This is a genomic window from Achromobacter sp. JD417 (assembly GCF_041879325.1).
GTDB classification, from domain to species: Bacteria; Pseudomonadota; Gammaproteobacteria; order Burkholderiales; family Burkholderiaceae_B; genus Achromobacter; species Achromobacter mucicolens.
Genome location: NZ_CP087159.1, coordinates 1,498,018 through 1,520,381, shown reverse-complemented (window position 1 = coordinate 1,520,381; position 22,364 = coordinate 1,498,018). Strand labels below are relative to the sequence as shown.

Below are 22,364 nucleotides of genomic sequence, written 5' to 3'. Positions count from 1 at the left end.
GAAAGCCCTTTCGGAATGCCGTCATGCAGCAACGGAATGTCCGTCCAACCCCTTCCAATGCGCCGTCTACGCGCCACCAAAATCTGTCAATGCAAAATGCCGCAGCGCGTCATTTTGAATAACAGAAAAGGCAAGTGTTGCATTTACGCCGCGTCAAACCGGCAGCGCAGTGGTCGACATGATCTCTTTCAGTACGAAAAAGGTGCGAATTTGGCGTACGCCAGGCAGCTTGATGATCTCGCCCGCATGCAGCTTGTTGAATCTTTCCAGATCGCGGATGCGCAGCATCAGGAAGTAGTCGAATTCGCCTGCCACCAGGTGGCATTCCAGGCAGCCGCTGATGCTCTTGGCCGCTTCCTCGAAGTCGGTGAACGAGTCGGGTGTGGAACGGTCAAGCACCACGCCCACGATGACTAGCGTGGCCATATCCACGTCGGCAGGTTCCAGCAGCGCGACCGTCTTTCGGATGATGCCTTCGCTTTTGAGCCGCTCGACGCGCCGCAGACACGCCGCCGGACTGAGATGCACGCGCGCGCTCAGGTCCAGATTGGTGATCTGCGCGTCGTCCTGAAGAATGCGCAGGATCTGGCGGTCGATGCGGTCCAGCGTGAACACGGCGGTCATGGAATGCGTCCCTGAAAATTAAATTTGGTCGCGGTTTTTAATTTTGAAATATTAATTGCATAAACACCAATAAACGAGGTTTCGATTTGGCGGATTGAAAAAATACGCAATTGACCCCTCAAGCCCATGATTTCTATGATTTTTGCGAACCCTGCCAAAAAGCGCAGGCCGCCCGAATCATCAGGAGCCACCATGGATCTGCAACGCTTTCCCCGTCATCGCCTGACCTTCGGCGATACCCCAATCGAAAAGCTGGACCGCCTTTCACAGCATCTGGGCGGCAAGGTCGAGATCTACGCCAAGCGCGAGGACTGCAACAGCGGCCTGGCGTTTGGCGGCAACAAGCTGCGCAAGCTTGAATACCTGATCCCGCAGGCGCTGGAACAAGGTTGCGACACGCTCGTCACCATCGGCGGCATTCAGTCCAACCACACGCGCATGGTCGCGGCGGTGGCCGCCAAGCTGGGATTGGCCTGCGTGCTGGTGCAGGAAAACTGGGTGAATTATTCGGATGCGGTCTACGACCGCGTCGGCAACATCATGATGAGCCGCCTCATGGGCGCGGACGTGCGGCTGGTCGACCAGGGTTTCGACATCGGCTTTCGCCGCAGTTGGGAAGAGGCGCTTGAAGAAGTGAAACGCCGCGGCGGCAAGCCCTATGCGATTCCCGCGGGCGCATCCGACCACGAGCTGGGCGGGCTGGGCTACGTGGGCTTTGCCGAAGAGGTGCGCCGCCAGGAAGCCGATCTGGGATTCAAGTTCGACTACATCGTCGTCTGCGCGGTCACGGGCAGCACGCAGGCCGGCATGGTCGTGGGCTTTGCCGCCGACGGCCGCGCCGACCGCGTCATCGGCATCGACGCCTCCGCCACGCCGGAGCAGACGCGCGCCCAAGTCCTGCGCATCGCGCGGCGCACCGCCGACCTCGTCGGGCTGGACAGACCCATCGAAGACAAGGACGTGGTGCTCGACACGCGTTACGCCTATCCCGCGTATGGCCTGCCGTCAGCCGAAACCAACGATGCCATCCGTACCTGCGCCCGCCTGGAAGGCATGATGACCGACCCCGTGTACGAAGGGAAATCCATGCAGGGGATGATGGACATCATCCGCAAAGGCGAGATTCCCGCCGGTTCGAAGGTCCTGTATGCGCACCTGGGAGGGGTGCCGGCGATCAACGCCTACAGCTTTCTCTACCGCAACGGATAGCGGCGGCTTCGGCGTCATGGGGTGGCCTTGCGGGGACTTGCGGTGACGCCAAGCCTCCCCGTAGGGGCAACCCAGGATGGCGCGGGAGGGGCAATTGATGTACATACTTTGTATACACAAATCCACACGCGAATCCTGTGTTGCCTTGCCACGGTTTCGCGTTCCCCCGCCCGCCCATGCCCGCCTACGATTCCACCAAGCCTTACCCCCGCGACCTCGTCGGCTACGGCCGCAATCCGCCTCACGCGCAATGGCCAGGCAACGCGCGGATTGCGGTGCAGTTCGTCCTGAATTACGAGGAAGGCGGCGAAAACAGCGTGCTGCATGGCGACGCCGGCTCCGAGCAGTTCCTGTCCGAGATGTTCAGCCCCGCCAGCTATCCGGACCGGCATCTCAGCATGGAAGGCATCTATGAATACGGCTCGCGGGCGGGCGTGTGGCGAATCCTGCGGGAATTCGAAAAGCGCCAGCTGCCGCTGACGGTGTTCGGCGTCGGCATGGCGCTGCAACGCCATCCGGACCTGACCGCGGCGTTCGTGGAATTGGGGCATGAAATTGCCTGCCACGGCTGGCGCTGGATCCACTACCAGAACGTGGATGAAGCCACCGAGCGCGAGCACATGCGCCTGGCCATCGACGCCATCACCACGCTGACGGGCACACGGCCGCTGGGCTGGTACACCGGCCGCGACAGCCCGCGCACCCGCACGCTGGTCGCCGACGATGGCGGATTCGAGTACGACAGCGACTATTACGGCGACGACCTGCCCTTCTGGATGCAAGTGCGCAAATCGGATGGCGCCACGGCGCCGCAGCTCATCGTGCCTTACACGCTGGACTGCAACGACATGCGCTTCGCGCTGCCGCAGGGCTTTTCCCACGCCGATCCCTTTTTCCAGTACCTGAAGGACAGCTTCGACGCGTTGTATGCCGAAGGCGACGAGGCGCCCAAGATGCTCAGCATCGGCATGCACTGCCGCCTGTTGGGCCGGCCCGGCCGCATCGTTGCCCTGCAGCGTTTCCTGGATCACATCGCGCGCCATGATCGCGTCTGGGTGTGCCGCCGCCTGGACATCGCGCGACACTGGAAAGCCACCCACCCCTACCTCTCCGACCGTTGAACAGGACGACCATGACCAACAATCTGAACGAGCCGAACGTCGAGCCGCGCCCGCACAGCCGCCACGGCGAAACCGGCATGGGCAGCGACATCTGGGACTGGCACGAGGCGCTCAGCGTCTACAGCGATCCGGGCTACGCCGAAAAAGGCCAGCTCACGGTCACCTACCTGACCGACGCGCACCGCGCCTGCGCCGCGCGCATCTCGCAATGGATGCGAGACTGCGGCTTTGACGAGGTCGGCATCGACGCCGTCGGCAATGTGGTGGGACGCTATCGCGCCGCCCGCGCCGGCGCGCCGGTCCTCATGACCGGCAGCCACTTCGACACGGTGCGCAACGCCGGCAAGTACGACGGCCGGCTTGGCATCTTCGTGCCCATGGCCTGCGTGCGCGCGCTGCATCGAGAGAACCGGCGCCTGCCGTTCGACGTGGAGGTGATCGCCTTCGCCGAGGAAGAAGGCCAGCGCTACCGGGCCACGTTCCTGGGCTCGGGCGCGTTGATTGGCAGCTTCAATCCCGACTGGCTGGCGCAGAAGGATGCCGACGGCATCACCATGCGTGAGGCCATGACGCACGCGGGCCTGGACATCGACGGGATTGCCGGCCTGCGGCGCGATCCGGCCAATTACCTGGGCTTTGTCGAGGTGCACATCGAGCAGGGTCCGGTCCTGTATGAAATGGGGCTGCCGCTTGGCGTCGTCACGTCCATCAACGGCTGCGTGCGCCATCAGGTGCAGATCCTGGGCCTGGCCAGCCATGCCGGCACCACGCCCATGAACCGGCGGCGCGACGCGGCCGTCGCGGCCGCCGAGCTGGCGCTCTATGTTGAAAGCCGCGCCGCCCGCGATGGCGATTCGGTCGGCACGGTAGGCATGTTCGAGGTGCCCAGCGGATCGATCAACGTCGTGCCGGGCGAGTGCCGCTTCAGCCTGGACCTGCGCGCCCCCAGCGATGCGCAGCGCGACGCGCTGGTCGATGACGTGCTGGCCGAGCTGGCCGCCATCTGCGCGCGGCGCGGCCTGCGCTATTCGATTGAAGAAACCATGCGCGCCGCCGCCGCGCCCAGCGATCCGCGCTGGCAGCAGCGCTGGGAGCGCGCGGTCGACGCGCTGGGCGTCCCCGTGCACCGCATGCCCAGCGGCGCCGGCCACGACGCCATGAAGCTGCACGAGATCATGCCGCAGGCAATGCTCTTCGTGCGCGGCCAGAACAACGGCATCAGCCACAACCCCCGCGAATCCACCACCAGCGACGATATCGAACTTGCCGCGCAAGCCATGCTGGGCCTGCTCGACGCGCTGGCCAACGAAACCCCGACATAACGCCATGACCGATTACGCCCGACTCGACGCCTGGGTGGACGCCCATTTCGACGAAGAAGTCCGCTTCCTGCAAGAACTGGTGCGCGTGCCCACCGACACGCCGCCCGGCAACAACGCCCCGCACGCCGAGCGCACCGCGCAACTGCTGCAGGATTTTGGCCTGCACGCCGAAGCCCACCCCGTGCCGGCCCAGGCCGTCGCGGACTACGGCATGCAGTCCATCACCAACCTCATCGTGCGCCGCGAATACAGCGGCGCAGGCCCGCGCATCGCGCTCAACGCGCACGGCGATGTGGTGCCGCCCGGCGACGGCTGGAAGCACGATCCCTACGGCGCCGAGATCGAGGACGGCTGCCTGTACGGCCGCGCCGCAGCCGTCAGCAAGAGCGACTTCGCCAGCTTCACGTTTGCGCTGCGGGCGCTGGAAGCCGTCGCCATGCCGTCGCGCGGCGCGGTGGAGCTGCACTTTACGTATGACGAGGAATTCGGCGGTCTGCTGGGTCCGGGCTGGCTCCTGGAGCAGGGATTGACCCGCCCCGACCTGATGATCGCGGCCGGCTTCAGCTATGAAGTCGTCACCGCGCACAACGGCTGCCTGCAGATGGAAGTGACGGTGCACGGCAAGATGGCCCACGCGGCCATCCCAAGCAGCGGCGTGGACGCCTTGCAAGGCGCCGTCGCGATTCTGAATGCGCTGTATGCGCAGAACGCGCAATACCGGGCGATCACGTCGCAGGTCCCGGGCATTTCGCATCCGTACCTGAACGTGGGGCGGATCGAAGGCGGCACGAACACGAACGTGGTGCCCGGCAAGGTCAGCTTCAAGCTGGACCGCCGCATGATTCCCGAAGAAAACGCCACGGAGGTCGAGGCCGACATCCGGCGCATCATCGAAGAAACCGCGGCTTCATGTCCCGGTATCCGTGTCGAGATCAAGCGGCTGCTGCTGGCCAATTCGATGCGCCCGCTGCCCGGCGCGCAGCCGCTGGTGCAGGCCATCCAGCAACATGGCGAGGCGGTGTTCGGGGAACCCATCCCCGCGATGGGCACACCGCTCTACACCGACGTGCGCCTGTACGCCGAAGCCGGCATCCCCGGCGTGATCTACGGCGCGGGCCCGCGCACGGTGCTGGAATCGCACGCCAAGCGCAACGACGAGCGCATCAATCTGGAAGACCTGCGCCGCGCGACGAAGGTCATTGCACGCACGCTGGCGGATTTGCTGCACTAAGCCAGCCGCATCACCCGGCGCCAGAACAGCACGGCCACCAGCACGAAGACGGCCAACCCGAGGTAGGACGCCATGCCGGCGAAGTCCTCGCCTGCGATCGCCAGCGGCGCCTCGGAGCCCGTGCCGCCGATGATGGCCGCCATCAGCACGCCCACCAGGCTCTCGCCCACGATCAGGCCCGAGGCGATCAGCACGCCGCGGCGGTTGGCCGCCTCGGCAAAGCGGTCGTAGGGCTGGTTGGCGGCGGCGGCGCGGCGGCGCAGGGCGCGCTCAAGCAGCCAGGCCAGCAGCGCGCCCGCCACGATGGGCGCGGCGACGGTCGGCGGCAGGTAGATGCCGATGCCGACCGCCAGCACGGGAATGCGCGCCACCTTGCAGGTGCGCTTCATGATCTCGTCCACCACGATCAGCCCCACGCCCACCGCCATGCCGATCAGGATCATCGTCCAGTTCAACTGGTGGGTGAAGATGCCGCGCGTGATCGCCAGCATCAGCGTGGCCTGCGGCGCGGACAGCGCCTGCGAGGCGTCCATGCCCTCGCGCGGCATCGCGTCCGCAAACCCGTACGCGTTGTACAGCAGCTCCAGCACCGGCGAAATCACCGCCGCGCCGACGACGCAGCCGATCAGCAGCGCGACCTGCTGACGCCACGGGGTGGCCCCCACCAGCCAGCCGGTCTTCAGGTCCTGCAGGTTGTCGTTCGAAATCGACGCCACCGCCACCACGGCCGAGGTGCTGAAGATCGCCAGGGCAATCGCCATCTGCACGCCGTTTTCCAGCGCCATCAGCTCGCCGCCCACGCCCAGCATCAGCACGGAGACCAGGACGATGGCGACGATGCCCACGCCGGAGATCGGACTGGTCGACGACCCCACCAGGCCGGCCATGTAGCCGCAAGCCGCGGCCACCAGGAAACCGAACACAAAGGCGAAGAGGACCGCGTAGGCGACCAGCTTCCAGATGGCGCCGGCCGACAGCGGCGTGCCCGACAGGAACACCTGGAACGTGAAGACCAGGATCGCCACCAGCACCAGCGTCACGGCCGAGATCCATCCAGCCGACAGGTCGCGTTCGGTGCGCGGCGCGGTGCCCGCTCGGGCCGCGCCCTCCTTGGTCAAGGCCGAAAACGAGGCCTTCACGCCGCGCGCCATCGGCACGAACAGCGTCGCCAGCGTCCAGATCGCGCCCACGCCGATCACGCCCGCGCCAATGAAGCGCACCTGCGAGGACCACAGGCCCGTGGCATAGGACGCCAGCGTCGCGCCCGCGGGCATGTCGCCCATGGCCGTCAGGATGGGCACCGCGATGCCCCACGCAATGACCAGCCCGGTCAACATCGCCAGCCCGGCGACGATGCCGATCAGGTAGCCCGCGCCCAGCAGCGCCAGCGAAAAGCCCATCGGCAGCCGGAACACGGCGCCGCCCAATGCAAACCAGCCGCTGACGCTGTCGCCCAGCACGCGCAGCCCGCTGGCGGCAAAACTGACCACGGCCGCCGCGACGCCCCCGGCGACGATGTCGCCCATGCCGGTGGCGGCGGGTTTGGCCGACGCGTGCGCGCCGGTCTGCGGCGCGTCCTGCGCGCGCTCGGCGCTGCCCACCCGCAGAATCTCCGCCGCCGCCACGCCTTCCGGATACGGCAGGTTGCTCTGCACCACCATCACGTGGCGCAGCGGAATCGTGAACATCACGCCCAGCATGCCGCCGGCCGCGCAGATGCCCAGCGTCTGCCAGAACGGGAAGCCCTGCCAGTGGCCCATCATGACCAGCGCCGGCAGGATGAAGATGATGGCCGACAGTGTGCCGGCCGCCGAGGCCTGCGTCTGCACCATGTTGTTTTCAAGGATGTTGGCGTCCTTGAACATGCGAAGGACCGACATCGAGATCACGGCCGCCGGAATGGCCGACGAGAACGTCAGGCCCACTTTGAGCCCCAGGAACACGTTCGAGGCGGTGAAGATGACGGTGATCAGCGCGCCGAGCAGGACGCCCCGGACGGTCAGCTCGGGCAGCGTGACCTCCGGCGGAACGCGGATGGGCTGGGTCATGGGTTTCTCCCTATTGATAGCCGCGCATTCTAGCGCCAGACCGTCCACCCCGTGGTCACCAGCGGTAAGCGCGATCGGGCAGTGGAACCTGCCGTGCCGCAGGATCCTGGCGAAAGATTATGCTGAAAGCGCCGGATTTCCTTGCGGAATTTGATGACTCATGCCTCGGGCATGGGTCTAGCATGAGCAGTAAAAACAGGAGACGACTCACCATGCTCGACCCTCGCCAGCCCCTTCCCGGATCGGCCCTCCAGGACGACGCCGACCCCGCCGAAACCGCCGAATGGCGCGAAGCGTTGCAGTCCCTGCTGCAGGCCGACGGGGCCGAGCGCGCGGGCTACGTGCTGGACAGCGTCCTGGGCCACGCCGCCTCGCTCGGGCTGCGCGCCAACAGCCAGACCCGCACCGCCTACCTGAACACCATTCCCGCCGACCAGGAACCGCCCTTTCCCGGCAACCTGGCCGTCGAAGAGCGCATCGCCCGCATCAACCGCTGGAACGCGCTGGCGATGGTGGTGCGCGCCAATCAGGCGCATGGCGAGCTGGGCGGCCACATCGCCAGCTACGCGTCGGCCGCCGACCTGTTCGAAGTCGGCTTCAACCATTTCTTTCGCGCCCGCACGGACGGCAGCCCGGGCGACATCGTCTACATGCAGCCGCACTCGGCGCCCGGCGTCTACGCGCGCGCCTTCCTCGAAGGCTTTCTGGGCGAAGACGACCTGGCGCATTTCCGCCAGGAAATCACCGCCACCACGCGCGGCTTGCGCGGCCTGTCCTCGTACCCCCATCCGTGGCTGATGCCGGATTTCTGGCAGTTCCCCACCGGCTCGATGGGCATCGGTCCCATCAACGCCATCTACCAGGCGCGCTTCATGCGCTATCTGGAACATCGCTCGCTGGTGCCCGGCGCCGACCGCAAGGTGTGGGGCATCTTTGGCGACGGCGAAATGGACGAGCCCGAATCCATCGCGGCGCTCACGCTGGCCGCGCGCGAAAAGCTCGACAACCTGATCTTCGTCGTCAACTGCAACCTGCAGCGCCTGGACGGCCCGGTGCGCGGCAACGGCCGCATCATCGACGAACTCGAAACCCTGTACGCCGGCGCGGGCTGGAACGTCATCAAGCTCGTCTGGGGCAGCGACTGGGACGCGCTGCTGCGCCGGGACACCGGCGGCGCGCTCGCCCGCGCCTTCGCCAACACCGTGGACGGCCAGTTCCAGACCTTCGCGGCCAACGATGGCGCATTCAACCGCGCCCATTTCTTCAACCAGAATCCCGAGCTGGCGGCGCTGGTGGCCGACTGGTCCGACGACGCCATCGACCGCCTGCACCGGGGCGGCCATGACATGGTGAAGATCCACGCCGCCTATCACCGCGCCGCGAACCATCGCGGCCAGCCCACCGTCATCCTCGCGCAGACCAAGAAGGGGTTTGGCATGGGGACGGCCGGCCAGGGCAAGATGACCACCCATCAGCAAAAGAAGCTGGACGACGAAGCGCTGCTCGCGTTCCGCGACCGCTTCGCGCTGCCGATTTCCGACGCCGACTGCCTGGCGCTCAAGTTCTACCGCCCCGCCGAAGACAGCGCCGAAATGCGCCACCTGCAGGCGCGCCGCGCCGCGCTGGGCGGCTATATCCCGCGCCGCAACGCCGAGGCCCCGCGGCTCGCGCCCCCGGACGCCGACCAATGGGCGCGCTTTGCGCTGGCGGCCGACGGCAAGGAGATGTCGTCCACGATGGCCATCGTGCGCATGCTGACCGCGCTGCTCAAGGACGCGACCGTGGGCCCGCGCATCGTGCCCATCGTCGCGGACGAGGCGCGCACCTTCGGCATGGCCAACCTGTTCCGGCAGATCGGCATCTATTCGGCGCAAGGCCAGCTCTATGAGCCCGAGGACATCGGCTCGGTGCTGTACTACCGCGAGGCCCGCGACGGCCAGATCCTCGAAGAAGGCATCACCGAGGCCGGCGCCATCTCGTCCTGGACGGCGGCCGGCACCAGTTACTCGGTCAACGGCCTGCCGATGCTGCCGTTCTATATCTATTACTCGATGTTCGGATTCCAGCGCATCGGGGACCTGATCTGGGCCGCCGCCGACCAGCGCGCCCGGGGCTTTCTGATCGGCGCCACGTCGGGCCGCACGACACTGGGCGGCGAAGGCCTGCAGCACCAGGACGGCTCCAGCCACATCATGGCCGCCACCGTGCCCAATTGCCGCGCGTATGACCCGGCCTACGCCTTTGAGGTCGCCGTCATCGTCGAACATGGCATGCGGCGCATGCTGGACGAGCAATGCGATGAATTCTTCTACCTGACCGTCACGAACGAGAACCTGGCGCAGCCCGACATGCCCCAGGATCCCGCGACGCGCGAAGGCATCCTGCGCGGCCTGTACCGGCTGCGGCCCGCGCGCGGCAAGGCGCAGGTCCGCCTGCTCGGCGCCGGCCCCATGCTGCGCGAAGCCGAGCTGGCCGCCGCCCGCCTGCAGGACGAATTCGGCGTGGATGCGGAAGTCTGGAGCGTGACCAGCTTTTCGGAGCTGGCCCGCAGCGGCCGCCAGGCCGAGCGCGCACGCGTGCTGGGCCTGGAAGCGCCGCAGGACCAGGACTGGGTGCACACCTGCCTGGCCGGCAGCGACGCCCCGGTGATCGCGGCCAGCGACTACGTGCGCGCCGTGCCCGAACAGATCCGCGCCTACGTAAAAGCGCCCTACCGCACGTTGGGCACGGACGGTTTCGGGCGCAGCGACACGCGGGCGCGCTTGCGCGATTTCTTCGAGGTCGGCGCCGACTGGATCGTGCTGCATGCGCTGGACAGCCTGGACAGGCAGGACGATGCGCGCACCTTGCGCCGCGCCTTGAGCGTCGGCAGCCGCCAGGCGCCACCGTGGGAAATCTAGGGGATCATCCATTCCGCCTCGCCCATCGGGGCGGCGCCGCGCACGCGTTTGCTTGATCAAAAGCGAACGCTCGCTGCAGTGCAGCAACCAAGCACCCGCGCTTTCTGGTGAAATACGGGTGTTCCCTAAGCATTTCGCAACGAATACGGCGGGCCGCGAGCCCGCCTTTTGCATCCCTATTTTTTTTTCCGTTAGCCCTTTCAGGCCCCGATCCCATGGACGAAACTCTCACCAAACTGGCGTTGGACTACCACGCCTATCCCACTCCCGGCAAAATCTCGGTCACCCCGACCAAGACCCTGGCCAACCAGGACGACCTGTCCCTGGCCTACTCCCCCGGCGTGGCTGCGGCTTGCATGGCCATTTTCGACCAGGGCGACGACGCCGCCTCCAAGTACACGTCGCGCGGCAACCTCGTGGGCGTGATCACCAACGGCACCGCTGTGCTGGGCCTGGGCAACATCGGTCCGCTGGCCGCCAAGCCCGTGATGGAAGGCAAGGGTTGCCTGTTCAAGAAATTCGCCGGCATCGACGTGTTCGACATCGAACTCGCGGAAAACGATCCGGACAAGCTGGTGGACATCATTGCCGCGCTCGAGCCCACGCTGGGCGGCGTCAACCTTGAAGACATCAAGGCGCCCGAGTGCTTCTACATCGAGAAGAAGCTGCGCGAGCGCATGAAGATCCCCGTCTTCCACGACGACCAGCACGGCACCGCCATCATCTCGTCGGCCGCCATCCTGAACGGCCTGAAGGTCGTGAACAAGGACATCGGCTCGGTCAAGCTGGCCTGCTCCGGCGCCGGCGCCGCGGCCATCGCCTGCCTGGACCTGCTGGTTCACCTGGGCATCAAACGCGAAAACATCTTCGTGGTCGACTCGCGCGGCGTCATCTGGGACGGCCGCGACGAGAACATGGAAGCCAACAAGAAGCGCTACGCGCAAAAGACCGACGCGCGCACGCTGGCCGACGTGGTCAATGGCGCCGACGTGTTCCTGGGCTGCTCGACCGCCGGCGTGCTGACCGCCGACATGGTCAAGACCATGGCCGACCGTCCGCTGATCCTGGCCCTGGCCAACCCGGAACCCGAAATCCGCCCCGAAGTCGCCAAGGCCGCGCGCCCCGACTGCATTATCGCGACGGGCCGTTCGGACTACCCGAACCAGGTCAACAACGTCCTGTGCTTCCCCTTCATCTTCCGCGGCGCCATGGATGCCGGCGCTTCGCGCATCACCGAGGAAATGAAGCTGGCGTGCGTCAAGGCCATCGCCGACCTCGCCCAGGCCGAGCAGAACGATGAAGTGGCCCGCGCCTACGCTGGCCAGGAACTGTCGTTCGGTCCCGAGTACATCATCCCCAAGCCGTTCGACCCGCGCCTGATCGTCCAGATCGCGCCGGCCGTCGCGCAGGCCGCCGCCGACTCCGGCGTTGCCGCCCGTCCCATCGAAGACATCGAGGCCTACCGCCAGAAGCTGATGGGCTTCGTGTACCACTCGGGCCAGCTGATGCGCCCGCTGTTCGCCCAGGCCAAGAAGGCGCCCAAGCGCGTCATCTACGCCGACGGCGAAGACGAGCGCGTCCTGCGCGCCGTGCAGACCGTTGCCGACGAAAAGCTGGCGTTCCCGATCCTGATCGGCCGCCCCGCCGTCATCGAGATGCGCATCCAGAAGGCCGGCCTGCGCCTCATCGCCGGCCAGCACTTCGAGATCGTGGATCCCGAAGACGACAGCCGCTTCAACGAAACCTGGAACGCGTATTACCAGCTGAAGGGCCGTGAAGGCGTGACGCCGGCCATCGCCAAGGCGATGATCCGCAAGCACAACACGCTGATCGGCGCGATGCTGCTGCGCCGTGGCGATGCCGACGCACTGCTGTGCGGCGTGGCCAGCAAGTACGACAACCAGCTCAAGTACATCGACGAAATCATCGGCAAGAAGGAAGGCCAGACCTACGCCGCCCTGAACGTGCTGATGCTGCCCGACCAGACGCTGTTCGTCACCGACACCCACGTCAACGAAAACCCGACGGCCGAGGAAGTCGCCAGCATCACGATCCAGGCTGCCGACGAAATGCTGCGTTTCGGCGTGGTGCCCAAGATCGCGCTGCTGTCGCACTCGAACTTCGGCAGCCGCATCACGGAATCGTCGCGCAAGATGGCCGCCGCGCGCCAGATCGTGCAAGACCGTGCCCCTGACCTGGAAGTCGACGGCGAAATGCACGCCGACGCCGCCCTGTCCGAAAAGATCCGCGTCCTGGCCTACCCGGACAGCACGCTGAAGGGCCCGGCCAACCTTCTGGTCATGCCCAATCTGGACACCGGCAACATCACGTACAACATGCTGAAGATGACCGGCAGCAATGGCGTCGCGATGGGCCCGATCCTGCTGGGCGCCGCGCGTCCCGTGCACATCCTGACCACCAGCGCCACCGTGCGCCGCATCGTCAACATGACGGCCCTGGCCGTGGTGGATGCGCAGCAGGAAGCCGCGGAAGAAGCCAAGAAGCGCCGCCGCTGATCGCACCCTCTGGCTGCACGCTCACGGGCGCCCCTCAAACGGGGCGCCCGTTTTCTTTTTTGGATGGTAAAACCTAGCTTGACCTTTACCTGGAGACGACATGCTGGCCGATGCAATGTATGCCTGGTTCCACTACCTGGCGATCTTCGTTCTGGTGGTGGTGCTGACCGCCGAAGCCGTATTGCTGCGGCCCGACCTGACGCCCGCCGGCGTCAAGCGTCTTATCGTCTACGACCGCCTCTATGGCGTGAGCGCAGTCCTCGTCCTCGTCACCGGGGTGCTGCGGCTGACCGCCGGCGCCAAGGGCGCCGCGTTCTACATGGGCAATCCCTGGTTCCACGCCAAGATTTCGCTCTTTGTCGTCATCGCGCTCTGTTCCATTCCGCCCACGCTGTCCTTCCTGCGCTGGGCAAAACAACGGCGCCAGCAGCCGGAGTTCGTCCCGGCCCTGCCCGAGATCAAGCGCGCGCGCCGCTGGGTGATGATTTCTTCGCACCTGTTCGTCTTCCTGCCGCTCTTCGCGGTGCTGATGGCGCGCGGCATCGGCTACTGATGCCCGGGGGCTATGGGCAGCGGGCGCGCGCCGGGCGCGCCGGCTCCTTGCCGTCGACGACGAATGTGTCAAAGCGGAACACACCCGCCGCTTCGTTGCTGACGATCTTGATGAACTCGCCTTGCGGCGTATGCATCACGGACATGCCTTCGGGCACGTCCTCGTGGCCGGGCCGCACCGCGGCCTGCCCGTTCCAAGGACTGAAGACCAGGACGCCCGGGTACGGTTCACGATCCTCCCCCGTGCCCCGCCGCGCGGTCTTGAACTGCGTGCCGGCGGGGTACGTCAGGCCGCCGAACTGCGTGCGGCACGCCAGCTCCGCGTCCGTGACGCGCAATACGTTGCGCGACGCATCCAGATAGAGCGTGGGCCGGCTGAGAAACAGCCCGTACAGCGGCACGGCTGCCTCGCTTTCCACCTCGAGCCGCCAGCGGTCGGCGTCGCGCGAACCATCCGTGTAGACCGTGCCGCTTGATCCGCGCAACGCCGTGCCTGCCGCGATGGCCAGGCCCGCGGCCTCGTTGCCCGGCGCCAGCACGCATTGTTCGAACGCCTTCATGGCGCCGTCCGGTTCGACGGCGAACTCGATGTCGTGTGCGCCGTCGCACCCCCAACCTTGCACGGTCTGCACGCCCGCGCCCCGCAGGATGACCGTGCGCGGGTGCCGGCCAAGCGTGGCATAGGTTTGCGGTTCGTACTCGGTGTCCAGGTAGCGTCGTGCAGACGTTGCCTGCACGCCCAGCATCTGCACCGCTTGCGGAAAACTGGCCTCGACGTAGGTGTCGAGCTTGCCCTCGTCCTTCAGCGTCAGGCGCGTGCCCGCCGGCATCTCCACGCCGCCAACCACGGCGGGCTCCTGCAACGTGACGCGCAGCGCCGCCTGCTTGCGATCGATGTCCCGGCCCACCTGCCACATCACTGCCTGGAACCACGCATAGAAGCTGAACGGCGCGGCCAGCGCCAGGCAAAGCACGATGGACGTCTTCCAGTACTTGCGAACGGTGTGCCGGGCGCGGCCGCTGGCCGCCAGGGCGACGCCCCAGCCCAACAACAACAGGCCGGCGAAAAAGCCGGCCGTGAGCAGAATGAAAAAACTGGCGCTGGGAAGTGCTATCGGAATCATGGCGGTGATGCTATCCGCAAAATTACTCTCTGGCGAATTATCAGAATTTTATTAAAGACACCACTTCTCGGACCGACTGTAATCACACATGTCGCCGAGAAGTACGCCATAAACCTCTGAAAAGCACCGTCGGCGCATTGCATTTCAGCCCATTTGACAGACATCAACTTATGAAATCCAAAGTAATCATCGCGCTGGCCATCGGCGCCCTCGCTTCCACGTCGCAGCTGGCCTTTGCCTCGGACGGCACGATCAATTTCACGGGCGCCATATCCGCCAACACGTGCACCATCGACGGCAACGGCACCGGCAGCAAGAACTTCAACGTGCTCATGCCCACGGTCGGCGTCGATTCACTGACGGCCGCGGGCCAAACGGCCGGCACCACGCCCTTCACCATCCGCCTGACCGCATGCACCCCGGGTACGGGCATGGTCCACACCCTGTTCGAACCCGGCGCCAACGGCAATGCCGCCACCGGCAACCTGACGATCGCCGCAGGGGGTGCAGCCAACGTCGAGATCCGCCTCCTGAATGGCGACGCAACGCCCATCAGCGTCACCGTCGCCGACGAGGCCCAGAACTCCAAGGCCGTCTCCCTGGCCAACGGCGAGGCCACGCTTCATTACCAGGCTCAGTATTTCGCGCTCGGCCAGGCAGGCGCGGGCAACGTGAACGCCACTGCCAAATACACCATCATTTATCAATAAGCCGCCCGGCTTGGCCTTGCGCTCGATTGCAGCCGCCCGGATCAGTAGTCAAGCCCCCATTTACAGTCCGAGGAAACCGATGAACCCATTCAACGTAGCTCTTGCAGCCGGAGCATTGGCAGGCTGTATCTTCGCCGCCGCGCCGGCAACCGCATCCGTCGTCATTGGCAGCACGCGAATCGTCTATGAGGCCGGCCAGGCGGAAGTCAACGTCAAGCTCAAGAACGAGGGCGACCAGCCCGCGCTCACCCAGACCTGGATCGACACGGGCGACGCCAAGGCGGCGCCGGGGTCCATCCAGGTGCCCTTTATCGTGACCCCGCCCGTGTCCCGCATCGACCAGGGCAAGGGCCAGACCCTGCGCCTGATGCACACGGGCGAACCGATGCCTCAGGACAAGGAGTCCGTGTTCTGGCTCAACGTGCTGGAAATTCCGCCCAAGGACAAAGCCAGCCAGAACCTCCTGCAGATGGCATTCCGGTCGCGGATCAAACTGTTCTATCGCCCCGCGGGACTCAAAGGCAAGGCCGAGGACGCGCCCTCGCAAGTCAGCTGGCGCCTGGTCCGGTCCGGCAATCGCAACGCTATCGAAGCCACCAACCCCACGCCGTACCACGTCACCTTCATCGAAGTGAACGTGGCCAGTAACGGCAAGCGCGCCAAGTTCACCGACGGCGACATGCTTGCCCCCGGCGAAAAAAAGATCCTGCCTCTGGCAGGAGACGTGATCCAGGGCGCCAATGCCGAAGTCTCGTACCGCTTCCTGAATGACCACGGCGGCGCAGTCAAAGGCGCCCGCGCCCTCAGCCCCGCCTAGCGCGACCTAAGCATTACCGGCCCGCACCGACCGGCCGGCTGTCCGCTCACCAACCCATCACCCGACGCCTGCAGGGCGGCGCGATCGGCCGGCATCCGCCTGCCGGCAGCGCCGCGCCTGAACACGCACCTGCCCATCATGGAACGTCTCGCCACCACGCCGCATTTCGCGCTTGCCGCGATCACGCTAAGCCTGCTCAGCGCAACTGCCTGGGCCGACGGCGCCACCGAACTCGCCGCCCTGAATGCGGACGTTGAGTTCAACGATGCCTTCCTGAGCGGTGCGGACGTGGACGTCAGTCAGTTCTCGCGCTCGAACAGCGCCATCCCCGGCACCTATCGCCTCGATGTGCAGGTGAACGACCGCTGGCTGGGGCGCGCCGACGTGCGCATCGGCAAACCTTCGTCCGCGAACGCGCCGCTTCAGGCCTGTTTCGACTCGGCGCTGGTGGAATTGGTGGGCATCGACCTTGCCAAGATCGACGCGGCGCGTGCCGAACTGCTGAACGGCACCCAGTGCGTCGCGCTGACCGACCTGGTGAAGGAAGCGCGCGCGCAGTTCGATGCGGGCGAACAGCGGCTGAACGTGACGGTGCCGCAGGCCTCGTTGGTCCGGCAGGGCCGCGGTTTCGTGGACCCCAAGCATTGGGACGAAGGCGTGCCCGCCGCGCTGTTGAATTACAACGCCAACTTCTACACCTCTCGCGCCGATGGCAAGGCGTCGACCCAGAGCTTTGCGGGCCTGAATGCCGGCGCTAACGTGGGTCCCTGGCGCTTGCGCCACTCCGGCAGCGCAACCCATGGCAGCAAGAGCGGCCTGCAATATCAAAGCGTGCAGACCAATCTGCGGCGCAACATCACGGGCATGAAGAGCCAGCTGGTGATTGGCGATGCGTTCACGGACGGATCGACTTTCGACAGCGTCGGGTTTCGCGGCGTGCAGATGTCCAGCGACGATCGCATGTCTCCCGAATCGCAGCGCGGCTTCGCCCCGACCTTGCGCGGCATCGCCAACACGAACGCGCGCGTCCAGGTGCGCCAGAACGGCAACATCATTTACGAAACCACCGTCGCGCCCGGTCCTTTCATCATCGACGACCTGTACGCCACCGGCTACGGCGGCGACCTGGAAATGGTGGTCAACGAAGCCGACGGCCGCGTGCTGGTGTCCCGGGTGCCTTTCTCCGGCGCGGTGAATTCATTGCGCCCGGGCGTGACCCGCTACAGCGTCACCGCAGGCCAGTACCGCACGCCGCAGACGGCCGATCGCCCCCTGATGGCGCAAGCGACCGTGCAGCACGGCATCAACAATCTTGTGACCGCCTATGGCGGCCTGACCGGGGCCCAGGGCTACGGCGCCGTATTGGGCGGCGCGGCGCTGAACACCGATTTCGGCGCGTTTGGCCTGGACGTCACCCAGGCGGCCACGCGCCTGCCAAAAGAAAAAAACCGCACTGGGCAAAGCGTCAAACTGAGCTACTCCAAGTTTCTGGAGCCCACTCGCACAAGCCTCACGCTCGCCGCCTACCGCTACTCCACCCGCGGCTACCTGAGCATGGCCGACGCCATGGAACTGAGATCCCGGCAAGAACAGGGGCAAGGTGCGGGCCAATATGGCACGCAGCGAGGCCGTCTGCAGGCGACGATCAACCAGAACCTGCCGGCCGGCTATGGATCCCTGCACTTCACGGGATCGACCCAGGATTACTGGGACAGGCCCGGCCGCGACACGCAGATCCAGGCGGCCTACAGCAACAGCTACAAGCGCGTGAACTACAGCGTCTCGGCCACCCGCCAACTCAACGTGGGAACGCAGAAGTGGGACAACCAGGTCATGCTCAACCTGGGCATTCCGCTCGGCCGCAATCAGAATCCGGTCTATGCGTCGACCAGCATGCAAAAGGGTTCGGATGGATCCAGCAGCGTCCAGCAATCCGTGGCGGGCTCGCTCGGCGCGGATAACGCGTTCAACTACGGCGTCAGCGCCGGGCGCGCCGTGTCGTCCAACGGTCCGGCCAACACCAGCATTGCAGCAAACGCCTCCTACATCACGCCCGTCACGGCCGTGTCGGCCAGCGCCAGCACCAGTTCGAACTACACCCAATACGGCGGCGGCATTTCCGGCGGCGTCGTGGCCTACGGTGGCGGCGTCGTCATGACGCCGGTCACCGGCGAAACGGTTGCAATCGTCGAGGCGAAAGACGCGGCGGGCGCGCGGGTGCTCAACAGCACCGGGGTGCGCCTGGATTCCAAAGGCCGCGCGATCGTATCGACCTTGACGCCCTATGCCAGGAACGGCATCGAGCTCGATCCCAAGGGGCTGCCGCTGAATGTCGAGCTCAAGGCGACCGAACAACAGGTGGCCCCCACCGCCGGCGCGGTGGTTCGGCTGACCTTCGAAACCGAAAACGTGGGAAGCGCGGCGCTGCTGACGGTGGCCACGCGCGGCGGAGAGCCCCTTCCCTTTGGCGCCGACGTGCAGGACGCCGACGGAAACAGCGTGGGTGTCGTGGCGCAGGGCGGCCGCGTGCTTGCGCGCGGGTTGAAGGACACGCAGGGCATCCTGACCGTGAAATGGGGCGCGAACAACGGCGAAGCTTGCTCGTTTGGCTATGCCCTGCCCGAGCAGCGTCTCAAGGATGCCTCGCTGCCCCAGGCGAGCGGACTGCTCTGCGAAAAGACGGCGCCAAGCCGGATCGCCAAAAACTGATGATGGAAATACTGATGAACAAAACCATATTGCGCGCGGCGTTCGGGCTGCTTGCCTTGCTGGGCTCCACGACCTCGTGGGCCGTCGCGAACTGCACCCAGACGATAAGCGCGGTTTCCGTGAACACGCCGCCGCACATCACGATACCCCGGGATGCGGCCATCGGCACGGCCCTTACCGACTGGCTGACAACCGGAGCCACTACCGATTGGTTCACCTGCAGCGTCTCCGGAAACAGTGGCACGGGGACAGGACTGCACACCCTTATTCCCAGCGCAGGTCAGACGAAGGTGGTTGACGGAATCACCTACGACGTCCATGCGACAGGGGTCGACGGCCTGGGCATCATCATCGGCGGCCGCACCTACGTCAACGGCTGCGGATGGGCGGCATTCCAGGCCCTCAACCGGACCTGGAGATCCCGCGGATGCAACATGCAAGGCACGGCCACCAACGGCGGGCAGCTACGTGCGATGTTCGTCAAGACCGGCCCCGTCGCCACCGGCGTCGTTCCGCCGACAACCATTGCAAGCGCGGCATCGTTCTCGAATGAAACCGGCAGCATGCTCAGCCAGGATCCCGGCCTGGAGATCCAGTTTGTCACCATGGCGGTGCTGCTGATGTCGCAGGCCTGCACCACGCCCGACGTTTCCGTATCCCTCGGGACGCCCCAGGCTTCGGTATTCACGGGCGCGGGCGCTTCCAGTCAGCTTGTCAGGTTCGATATTTCGCTCAACGGCTGCCCAGCAGGCATGAGCGCCATTCACTACCAGATCGATGCCGCCACGCCCATCGTGGACGCCGCAAACGCAGTCATTGGCCTGGACGCGACTTCAACGGCGACGGGCGTCGGCGTGCAGTTGCTGGACGCCGACGGAAATCCGGCCGTGCTGGGAACGAAACTGCCGTTTGCCGGCTACAACAGCGCAACGGGCGGCAGCTTCAAAATCCCCTTGCGCGCCCGATACCGCCAAACCGGCGCCACGGTCACGCCAGGCTCGGCCAACTCGGCAGTCACCTTCACGATGAACTACCTGTAGCCTCCCACCCGTAGCCGCCAAATAAAAACGCCAGTCGGCGCAGGGCTGACTGGCGTTTTGCCGGAAGGCGTTGCCTTCCGGATGCGCATTGCGAATTAACGCTTGTCCATCGGGGGCACGTCGCGCGTGACCGAACCGGTGAACAGCTGGCGCGGACGGCCGATCTTGTAATCGGGATCCGACAGCATTTCGTTCCATTGGGCGATCCAGCCCACCGTGCGGGCCAGCGCGAAGATGGCCGTGAACAGCGAGGTCGGGATGCCGATGGCGCGCTGGACGATACCCGAGTAGAAGTCCACGTTCGGGTACAGCTTGCGCTGCACGAAGTACGGATCTTCCAGGGCGATGCGTTCCAGTTCCATGGCCAGCTTGAACAGCGGGTCGTTTTCCAGACCGAGGGCAGCCAGCACTTCCTTGCAGGTTTCCTGCATCAGCTTTGCGCGCGGGTCGTAGTTCTTGTAGACGCGGTGGCCAAAGCCCATCAGGCGCACGCCCGAGTTCTTGTCCTTGACCTTCTCCATGAACTCGCCGACCTTGTCGATGCCGCCGTTGGCTTGCAGTTCTTCGAGCATCTGCAGGCAAGCTTCGTTGGCGCCGCCATGAGCCGGACCCCACAGGCAAGCCACGCCAGCCGAGATAGCCGCGAACGGGTTGGTGCCCGACGAGCCGCACAGGCGGACGGTCGAGGTCGACGCGTTTTGCTCGTGGTCGGCGTGCAGGATGAAGATGCGGTCCAGCGCGCGCTCGACGACTTCATTGACCTTGTAGTCTTCGCAAGGCGTGGCGAACATCATGCGCAGGAAGTTGCCCGTGTAGGACAGATCGTTTTGCGGGTAGATGAACGGTTGGCCTTGCGAGTACTTGTACGCCATCGCAACCAGCGTCGGCATCTTGGCGATCAGGCGGATGGCCGAGATGTGACGATGCTGCGGATTCGTGATGTCGGTCGAGTCGTGGTAGAACGCGGACAGCGCACCCACCAGGCCCGTCAGGACGGCCATCGGGTGAGCGTCGCGGCGGAAGCCACGCAGGAAGAAGTGCAGTTGCTCGTTGACCATCGTGTGATGGGTCACTTGCGAGTCGAAATCGGCCTTTTGTTCCTGGTTCGGCAGTTCGCCGTTCAGGATCAGGTAGCAGATGTCCATGAAGTCGCAGTTCACGGCCAGCTGTTCGATCGGGTAGCCGCGGTACAGCAGTTCGCCCTTGTCGCCGTCGATGTACGTGATGCCGGATTCGCACGCGGCCGTCGACATGAAGCCGGGGTCAAACGTGAACATGCCCGTCTGGCCGTACAGCTTGCGGATGTCGATCACATCCGGACCGACCGTGCCCTTGTAGACAGGGAACTCAATGGGTGCGCTGCCATCCGAGAAGGATAGAGTGGCTTTTTTGTCAGACAGGTTCATGTTTATTCCTCTCAATTAATCAGAGCGAGCGCATCTGGCCAATAATCGCCCGAAGCTTGGGGGTGTCCAATTCGCCTTCGAGTTCCTTTCTGGCCAGCAGCAGATCGAGAAGATCGTTGTCTCCCATCTCGAAAAGCTGGGTCAATGCGGCCACGTCATCATCGGTAAGCTCAGCTTCGTGGGCATCCAGATACCGGGTGATGATCAAGTCGTTTTCGAGCAGGCCGCGGCGCGCCCGCCAACGCAGTCGCGCCCGCTCCAGTTCAGTCAGCCTGCTCATTCGTACACCTCAAATACACAAAAACTAGACCGTGCGGCGGACCATCAGTTCCTTGATCTTGCCGATCGCCTTGGTCGGGTTCAGTCCCTTGGGACAGACGTCGACGCAATTCATGATCGTGTGGCAACGGAACAGGCGGTACGGGTCTTCCAGGTTGTCCAGGCGCTCGCCGGTGGCTTCGTCGCGGCTGTCGGCGATGAAGCGGTAGGCTTGCAGCAGGCCGGCCGGGCCGACGAACTTGTCGGGATTCCACCAGAACGACGGGCAGGAAGTGGAACAGCACGCGCACAGGATGCACTCGTACAGGCCATCGAGTTCCTCGCGCGCCTCGGGCGACTGCAGGCGCTCTTTTTCGGGCGGCGGCGTGTCGTTGATGAGGTACGGGCGGATCGAGTGGTACTGGTTGAAGAAGTGCGTCATGTCCACGATCAGGTCGCGGATGACCGGCAGGCCAGGCAGCGGACGCAGGACGATCGGTTCCTTCAGTTCGCGCAGGTTCGTGGTGCAGGCCAGGCCGTTCTTGCCGTTGATGTTCATGGCGTCGGAACCGCACACGCCTTCACGGCACGAGCGGCGCAGGGCCAGGCTGTCATCGACGTCGTTCTTGATGCGCACCAGCGCATCAAGCAGCATCTTGTCGGTGGGCTGGAGTTCGACGTCCAGCTTCTGCATGTAGGGACGCTCGTCCTTGTCCGGATCGTAGCGGTAGATTTCGAACTTGACGATTCTCTTGGTGCTCATAGTAGGCTCAATCC

17 protein-coding genes and 1 pseudogene are annotated in these 22,364 nt (G+C 65.2%); 11 read left to right on the top strand and 7 right to left on the bottom strand.

Features of this window, described 5'->3' with window-relative positions; genetic code table 11:
• Nucleotides 1-153: 153 nt before the first annotated feature.
• Together LN047_RS06980 and LN047_RS06975 are read right to left on the bottom strand one after the other, a co-directional pair.
• Nucleotides 154-624: an Lrp/AsnC family transcriptional regulator gene (locus LN047_RS06980; RefSeq protein WP_056322133.1), complete on the bottom strand. Its 471-nt coding sequence runs from the start codon at nt 622-624 to the stop codon at nt 154-156.
• Nucleotides 621-818 (bottom strand): hypothetical protein, encoded by a 198-nt coding sequence (locus LN047_RS06975; RefSeq protein ID WP_373981397.1) that lies wholly within the window; start codon nt 816-818, stop codon nt 621-623. Before LN047_RS06975 ends, LN047_RS06980 begins: the two co-directional genes overlap by 4 nt.
• Here LN047_RS06975 and LN047_RS06970 point away from each other — a divergent pair.
• The 4 genes and pseudogenes from LN047_RS06970 (at nt 817) to LN047_RS06955 (ending at nt 5,507) form a co-directional block, all read left to right on the top strand.
• Nucleotides 817-1,833 (top strand): 1-aminocyclopropane-1-carboxylate deaminase, encoded by a 1,017-nt coding sequence (locus LN047_RS06970; protein ID WP_373981396.1) that lies wholly within the window; start codon nt 817-819, stop codon nt 1,831-1,833. The two genes, LN047_RS06975 and LN047_RS06970, sit on opposite strands and share 2 nt — an antisense overlap.
• A gap of 176 nt (nt 1,834-2,009) precedes the next feature.
• Nucleotides 2,010-2,954: an allantoinase PuuE gene (puuE, locus tag LN047_RS06965; protein WP_062838558.1), complete on the top strand. Its 945-nt coding sequence runs from the start codon at nt 2,010-2,012 to the stop codon at nt 2,952-2,954.
• 80 nt (nt 2,955-3,034) lie between these two features.
• A pseudogene (locus LN047_RS06960) lies at nt 3,035-4,276 on the top strand (hydantoinase/carbamoylase family amidase); the annotation flags it as partial.
• A 4-nt stretch (nt 4,277-4,280) separates the two neighbouring features.
• Nucleotides 4,281-5,507 carry a M20/M25/M40 family metallo-hydrolase gene (locus LN047_RS06955; RefSeq protein WP_373981395.1) on the top strand — a complete coding sequence of 409 codons (1,227 nt, stop codon included), beginning with the start codon at nt 4,281-4,283 and terminating at the stop codon, nt 5,505-5,507.
• Here the strand turns inward: LN047_RS06955 and LN047_RS06950 are convergent.
• The gene (locus tag LN047_RS06950) at nt 5,504-7,555 is read right to left on the bottom strand and encodes an OPT family oligopeptide transporter (RefSeq protein ID WP_142050218.1); all 2,052 of its coding nucleotides are present in this window, start codon (nt 7,553-7,555) and stop codon (nt 5,504-5,506) included. The two genes, LN047_RS06955 and LN047_RS06950, sit on opposite strands and share 4 nt — an antisense overlap.
• A gap of 212 nt (nt 7,556-7,767) precedes the next feature.
• Between LN047_RS06950 and mdeB the strand changes: the two genes are divergently transcribed.
• From mdeB to LN047_RS06935, 3 genes are all read left to right on the top strand, one after another.
• Entirely contained in the window at nt 7,768-10,455 is a 2,688-nt protein-coding gene (gene mdeB, locus LN047_RS06945) for an alpha-ketoglutarate dehydrogenase (RefSeq protein WP_373981394.1), read from the top strand.
• A gap of 215 nt (nt 10,456-10,670) precedes the next feature.
• Nucleotides 10,671-12,971, top strand: coding sequence for an NADP-dependent malic enzyme (locus LN047_RS06940; protein WP_056322119.1), 2,301 nt, complete (start codon nt 10,671-10,673; stop codon nt 12,969-12,971).
• A 100-nt stretch (nt 12,972-13,071) separates the two neighbouring features.
• A complete protein-coding gene (locus LN047_RS06935) occupies nt 13,072-13,524 on the top strand; it encodes a DUF2214 family protein (RefSeq protein WP_373981393.1) in 453 nt (150 codons plus the stop codon).
• 10 nt (nt 13,525-13,534) lie between these two features.
• Here the strand turns inward: LN047_RS06935 and LN047_RS06930 are convergent, their stop codons facing one another.
• Nucleotides 13,535-14,647: a hypothetical protein gene (locus tag LN047_RS06930; protein WP_373981392.1), complete on the bottom strand. Its 1,113-nt coding sequence runs from the start codon at nt 14,645-14,647 to the stop codon at nt 13,535-13,537.
• A gap of 170 nt (nt 14,648-14,817) precedes the next feature.
• On the opposite strand from LN047_RS06930, the gene LN047_RS06925 reads away from it, so the two are divergent.
• The 4 genes from LN047_RS06925 (at nt 14,818) to LN047_RS06910 (ending at nt 19,923) form a co-directional block, all read left to right on the top strand.
• The gene (locus tag LN047_RS06925; protein WP_063952709.1) at nt 14,818-15,357 is read left to right on the top strand and encodes a fimbrial protein; all 540 of its coding nucleotides are present in this window, start codon (nt 14,818-14,820) and stop codon (nt 15,355-15,357) included.
• A gap of 79 nt (nt 15,358-15,436) precedes the next feature.
• Nucleotides 15,437-16,174: a fimbria/pilus periplasmic chaperone gene (locus tag LN047_RS06920; RefSeq protein ID WP_280003696.1), complete on the top strand. Its 738-nt coding sequence runs from the start codon at nt 15,437-15,439 to the stop codon at nt 16,172-16,174.
• Between the two features lie 138 nt (nt 16,175-16,312).
• Nucleotides 16,313-18,883 carry a fimbria/pilus outer membrane usher protein gene (locus tag LN047_RS06915; RefSeq protein WP_373981391.1) on the top strand — a complete coding sequence of 857 codons (2,571 nt, stop codon included), beginning with the start codon at nt 16,313-16,315 and terminating at the stop codon, nt 18,881-18,883.
• Nucleotides 18,883-19,923 (top strand): fimbrial protein, encoded by a 1,041-nt coding sequence (locus tag LN047_RS06910; RefSeq protein ID WP_373981390.1) that lies wholly within the window; start codon nt 18,883-18,885, stop codon nt 19,921-19,923. The genes LN047_RS06915 and LN047_RS06910 overlap by 1 nt, the downstream gene beginning before the upstream one ends.
• Nucleotides 19,924-20,018: 95 nt before the next feature.
• On the opposite strand, the gene LN047_RS06905 is transcribed toward LN047_RS06910, so the two are convergent.
• The 3 genes from LN047_RS06905 to LN047_RS06895 are packed head-to-tail and all read right to left on the bottom strand — an operon-like array spanning nt 20,019 to nt 22,350.
• The gene (locus LN047_RS06905) at nt 20,019-21,329 is read right to left on the bottom strand and encodes a citrate synthase (protein WP_056322100.1); all 1,311 of its coding nucleotides are present in this window, start codon (nt 21,327-21,329) and stop codon (nt 20,019-20,021) included.
• A gap of 19 nt (nt 21,330-21,348) precedes the next feature.
• Nucleotides 21,349-21,609, bottom strand: coding sequence for a succinate dehydrogenase assembly factor 2 (locus LN047_RS06900; protein WP_056322097.1), 261 nt, complete (start codon nt 21,607-21,609; stop codon nt 21,349-21,351).
• 24 nt (nt 21,610-21,633) lie between these two features.
• The gene (locus LN047_RS06895) at nt 21,634-22,350 is read right to left on the bottom strand and encodes a succinate dehydrogenase iron-sulfur subunit (RefSeq protein WP_056322095.1); all 717 of its coding nucleotides are present in this window, start codon (nt 22,348-22,350) and stop codon (nt 21,634-21,636) included.
• Nucleotides 22,351-22,364 lie beyond the last annotated feature (14 nt).

Excerpts from the sequence above, each read along its gene's own strand:
- LN047_RS06920 (WP_280003696.1), top strand. The coding sequence starts at position 15,437 with ATGAACCCATTCAACGTAGCTCTTGCAGCCGGAGCATTGGCAGGCTGT.
- LN047_RS06925 (WP_063952709.1), top strand. The coding sequence starts at position 14,818 with ATGAAATCCAAAGTAATCATCGCGCTGGCCATCGGCGCCCTCGCTTCC.
- LN047_RS06940 (WP_056322119.1), top strand. The coding sequence starts at position 10,671 with ATGGACGAAACTCTCACCAAACTGGCGTTGGACTACCACGCCTATCCC.
- LN047_RS06915 (WP_373981391.1), top strand. The coding sequence starts at position 16,313 with ATGGAACGTCTCGCCACCACGCCGCATTTCGCGCTTGCCGCGATCACG.
- LN047_RS06900 (WP_056322097.1), bottom strand. The coding sequence starts at position 21,609 with ATGAGCAGGCTGACTGAACTGGAGCGGGCGCGACTGCGTTGGCGGGCG.
- LN047_RS06955 (WP_373981395.1), top strand. The coding sequence starts at position 4,281 with ATGACCGATTACGCCCGACTCGACGCCTGGGTGGACGCCCATTTCGAC.
- mdeB (WP_373981394.1), top strand. The coding sequence starts at position 7,768 with ATGCTCGACCCTCGCCAGCCCCTTCCCGGATCGGCCCTCCAGGACGAC.
- LN047_RS06905 (WP_056322100.1), bottom strand. The coding sequence starts at position 21,329 with ATGAACCTGTCTGACAAAAAAGCCACTCTATCCTTCTCGGATGGCAGC.
- LN047_RS06935 (WP_373981393.1), top strand. The coding sequence starts at position 13,072 with ATGCTGGCCGATGCAATGTATGCCTGGTTCCACTACCTGGCGATCTTC.
- LN047_RS06975 (WP_373981397.1), bottom strand. The coding sequence starts at position 818 with ATGGTGGCTCCTGATGATTCGGGCGGCCTGCGCTTTTTGGCAGGGTTC.
- LN047_RS06970 (WP_373981396.1), top strand. The coding sequence starts at position 817 with ATGGATCTGCAACGCTTTCCCCGTCATCGCCTGACCTTCGGCGATACC.
- LN047_RS06950 (WP_142050218.1), bottom strand. The coding sequence starts at position 7,555 with ATGACCCAGCCCATCCGCGTTCCGCCGGAGGTCACGCTGCCCGAGCTG.
- puuE (WP_062838558.1), top strand. The coding sequence starts at position 2,010 with ATGCCCGCCTACGATTCCACCAAGCCTTACCCCCGCGACCTCGTCGGC.
- LN047_RS06910 (WP_373981390.1), top strand. The coding sequence starts at position 18,883 with ATGATGGAAATACTGATGAACAAAACCATATTGCGCGCGGCGTTCGGG.
- LN047_RS06895 (WP_056322095.1), bottom strand. The coding sequence starts at position 22,350 with ATGAGCACCAAGAGAATCGTCAAGTTCGAAATCTACCGCTACGATCCG.
- LN047_RS06980 (WP_056322133.1), bottom strand. The coding sequence starts at position 624 with ATGACCGCCGTGTTCACGCTGGACCGCATCGACCGCCAGATCCTGCGC.
- LN047_RS06930 (WP_373981392.1), bottom strand. The coding sequence starts at position 14,647 with ATGATTCCGATAGCACTTCCCAGCGCCAGTTTTTTCATTCTGCTCACG.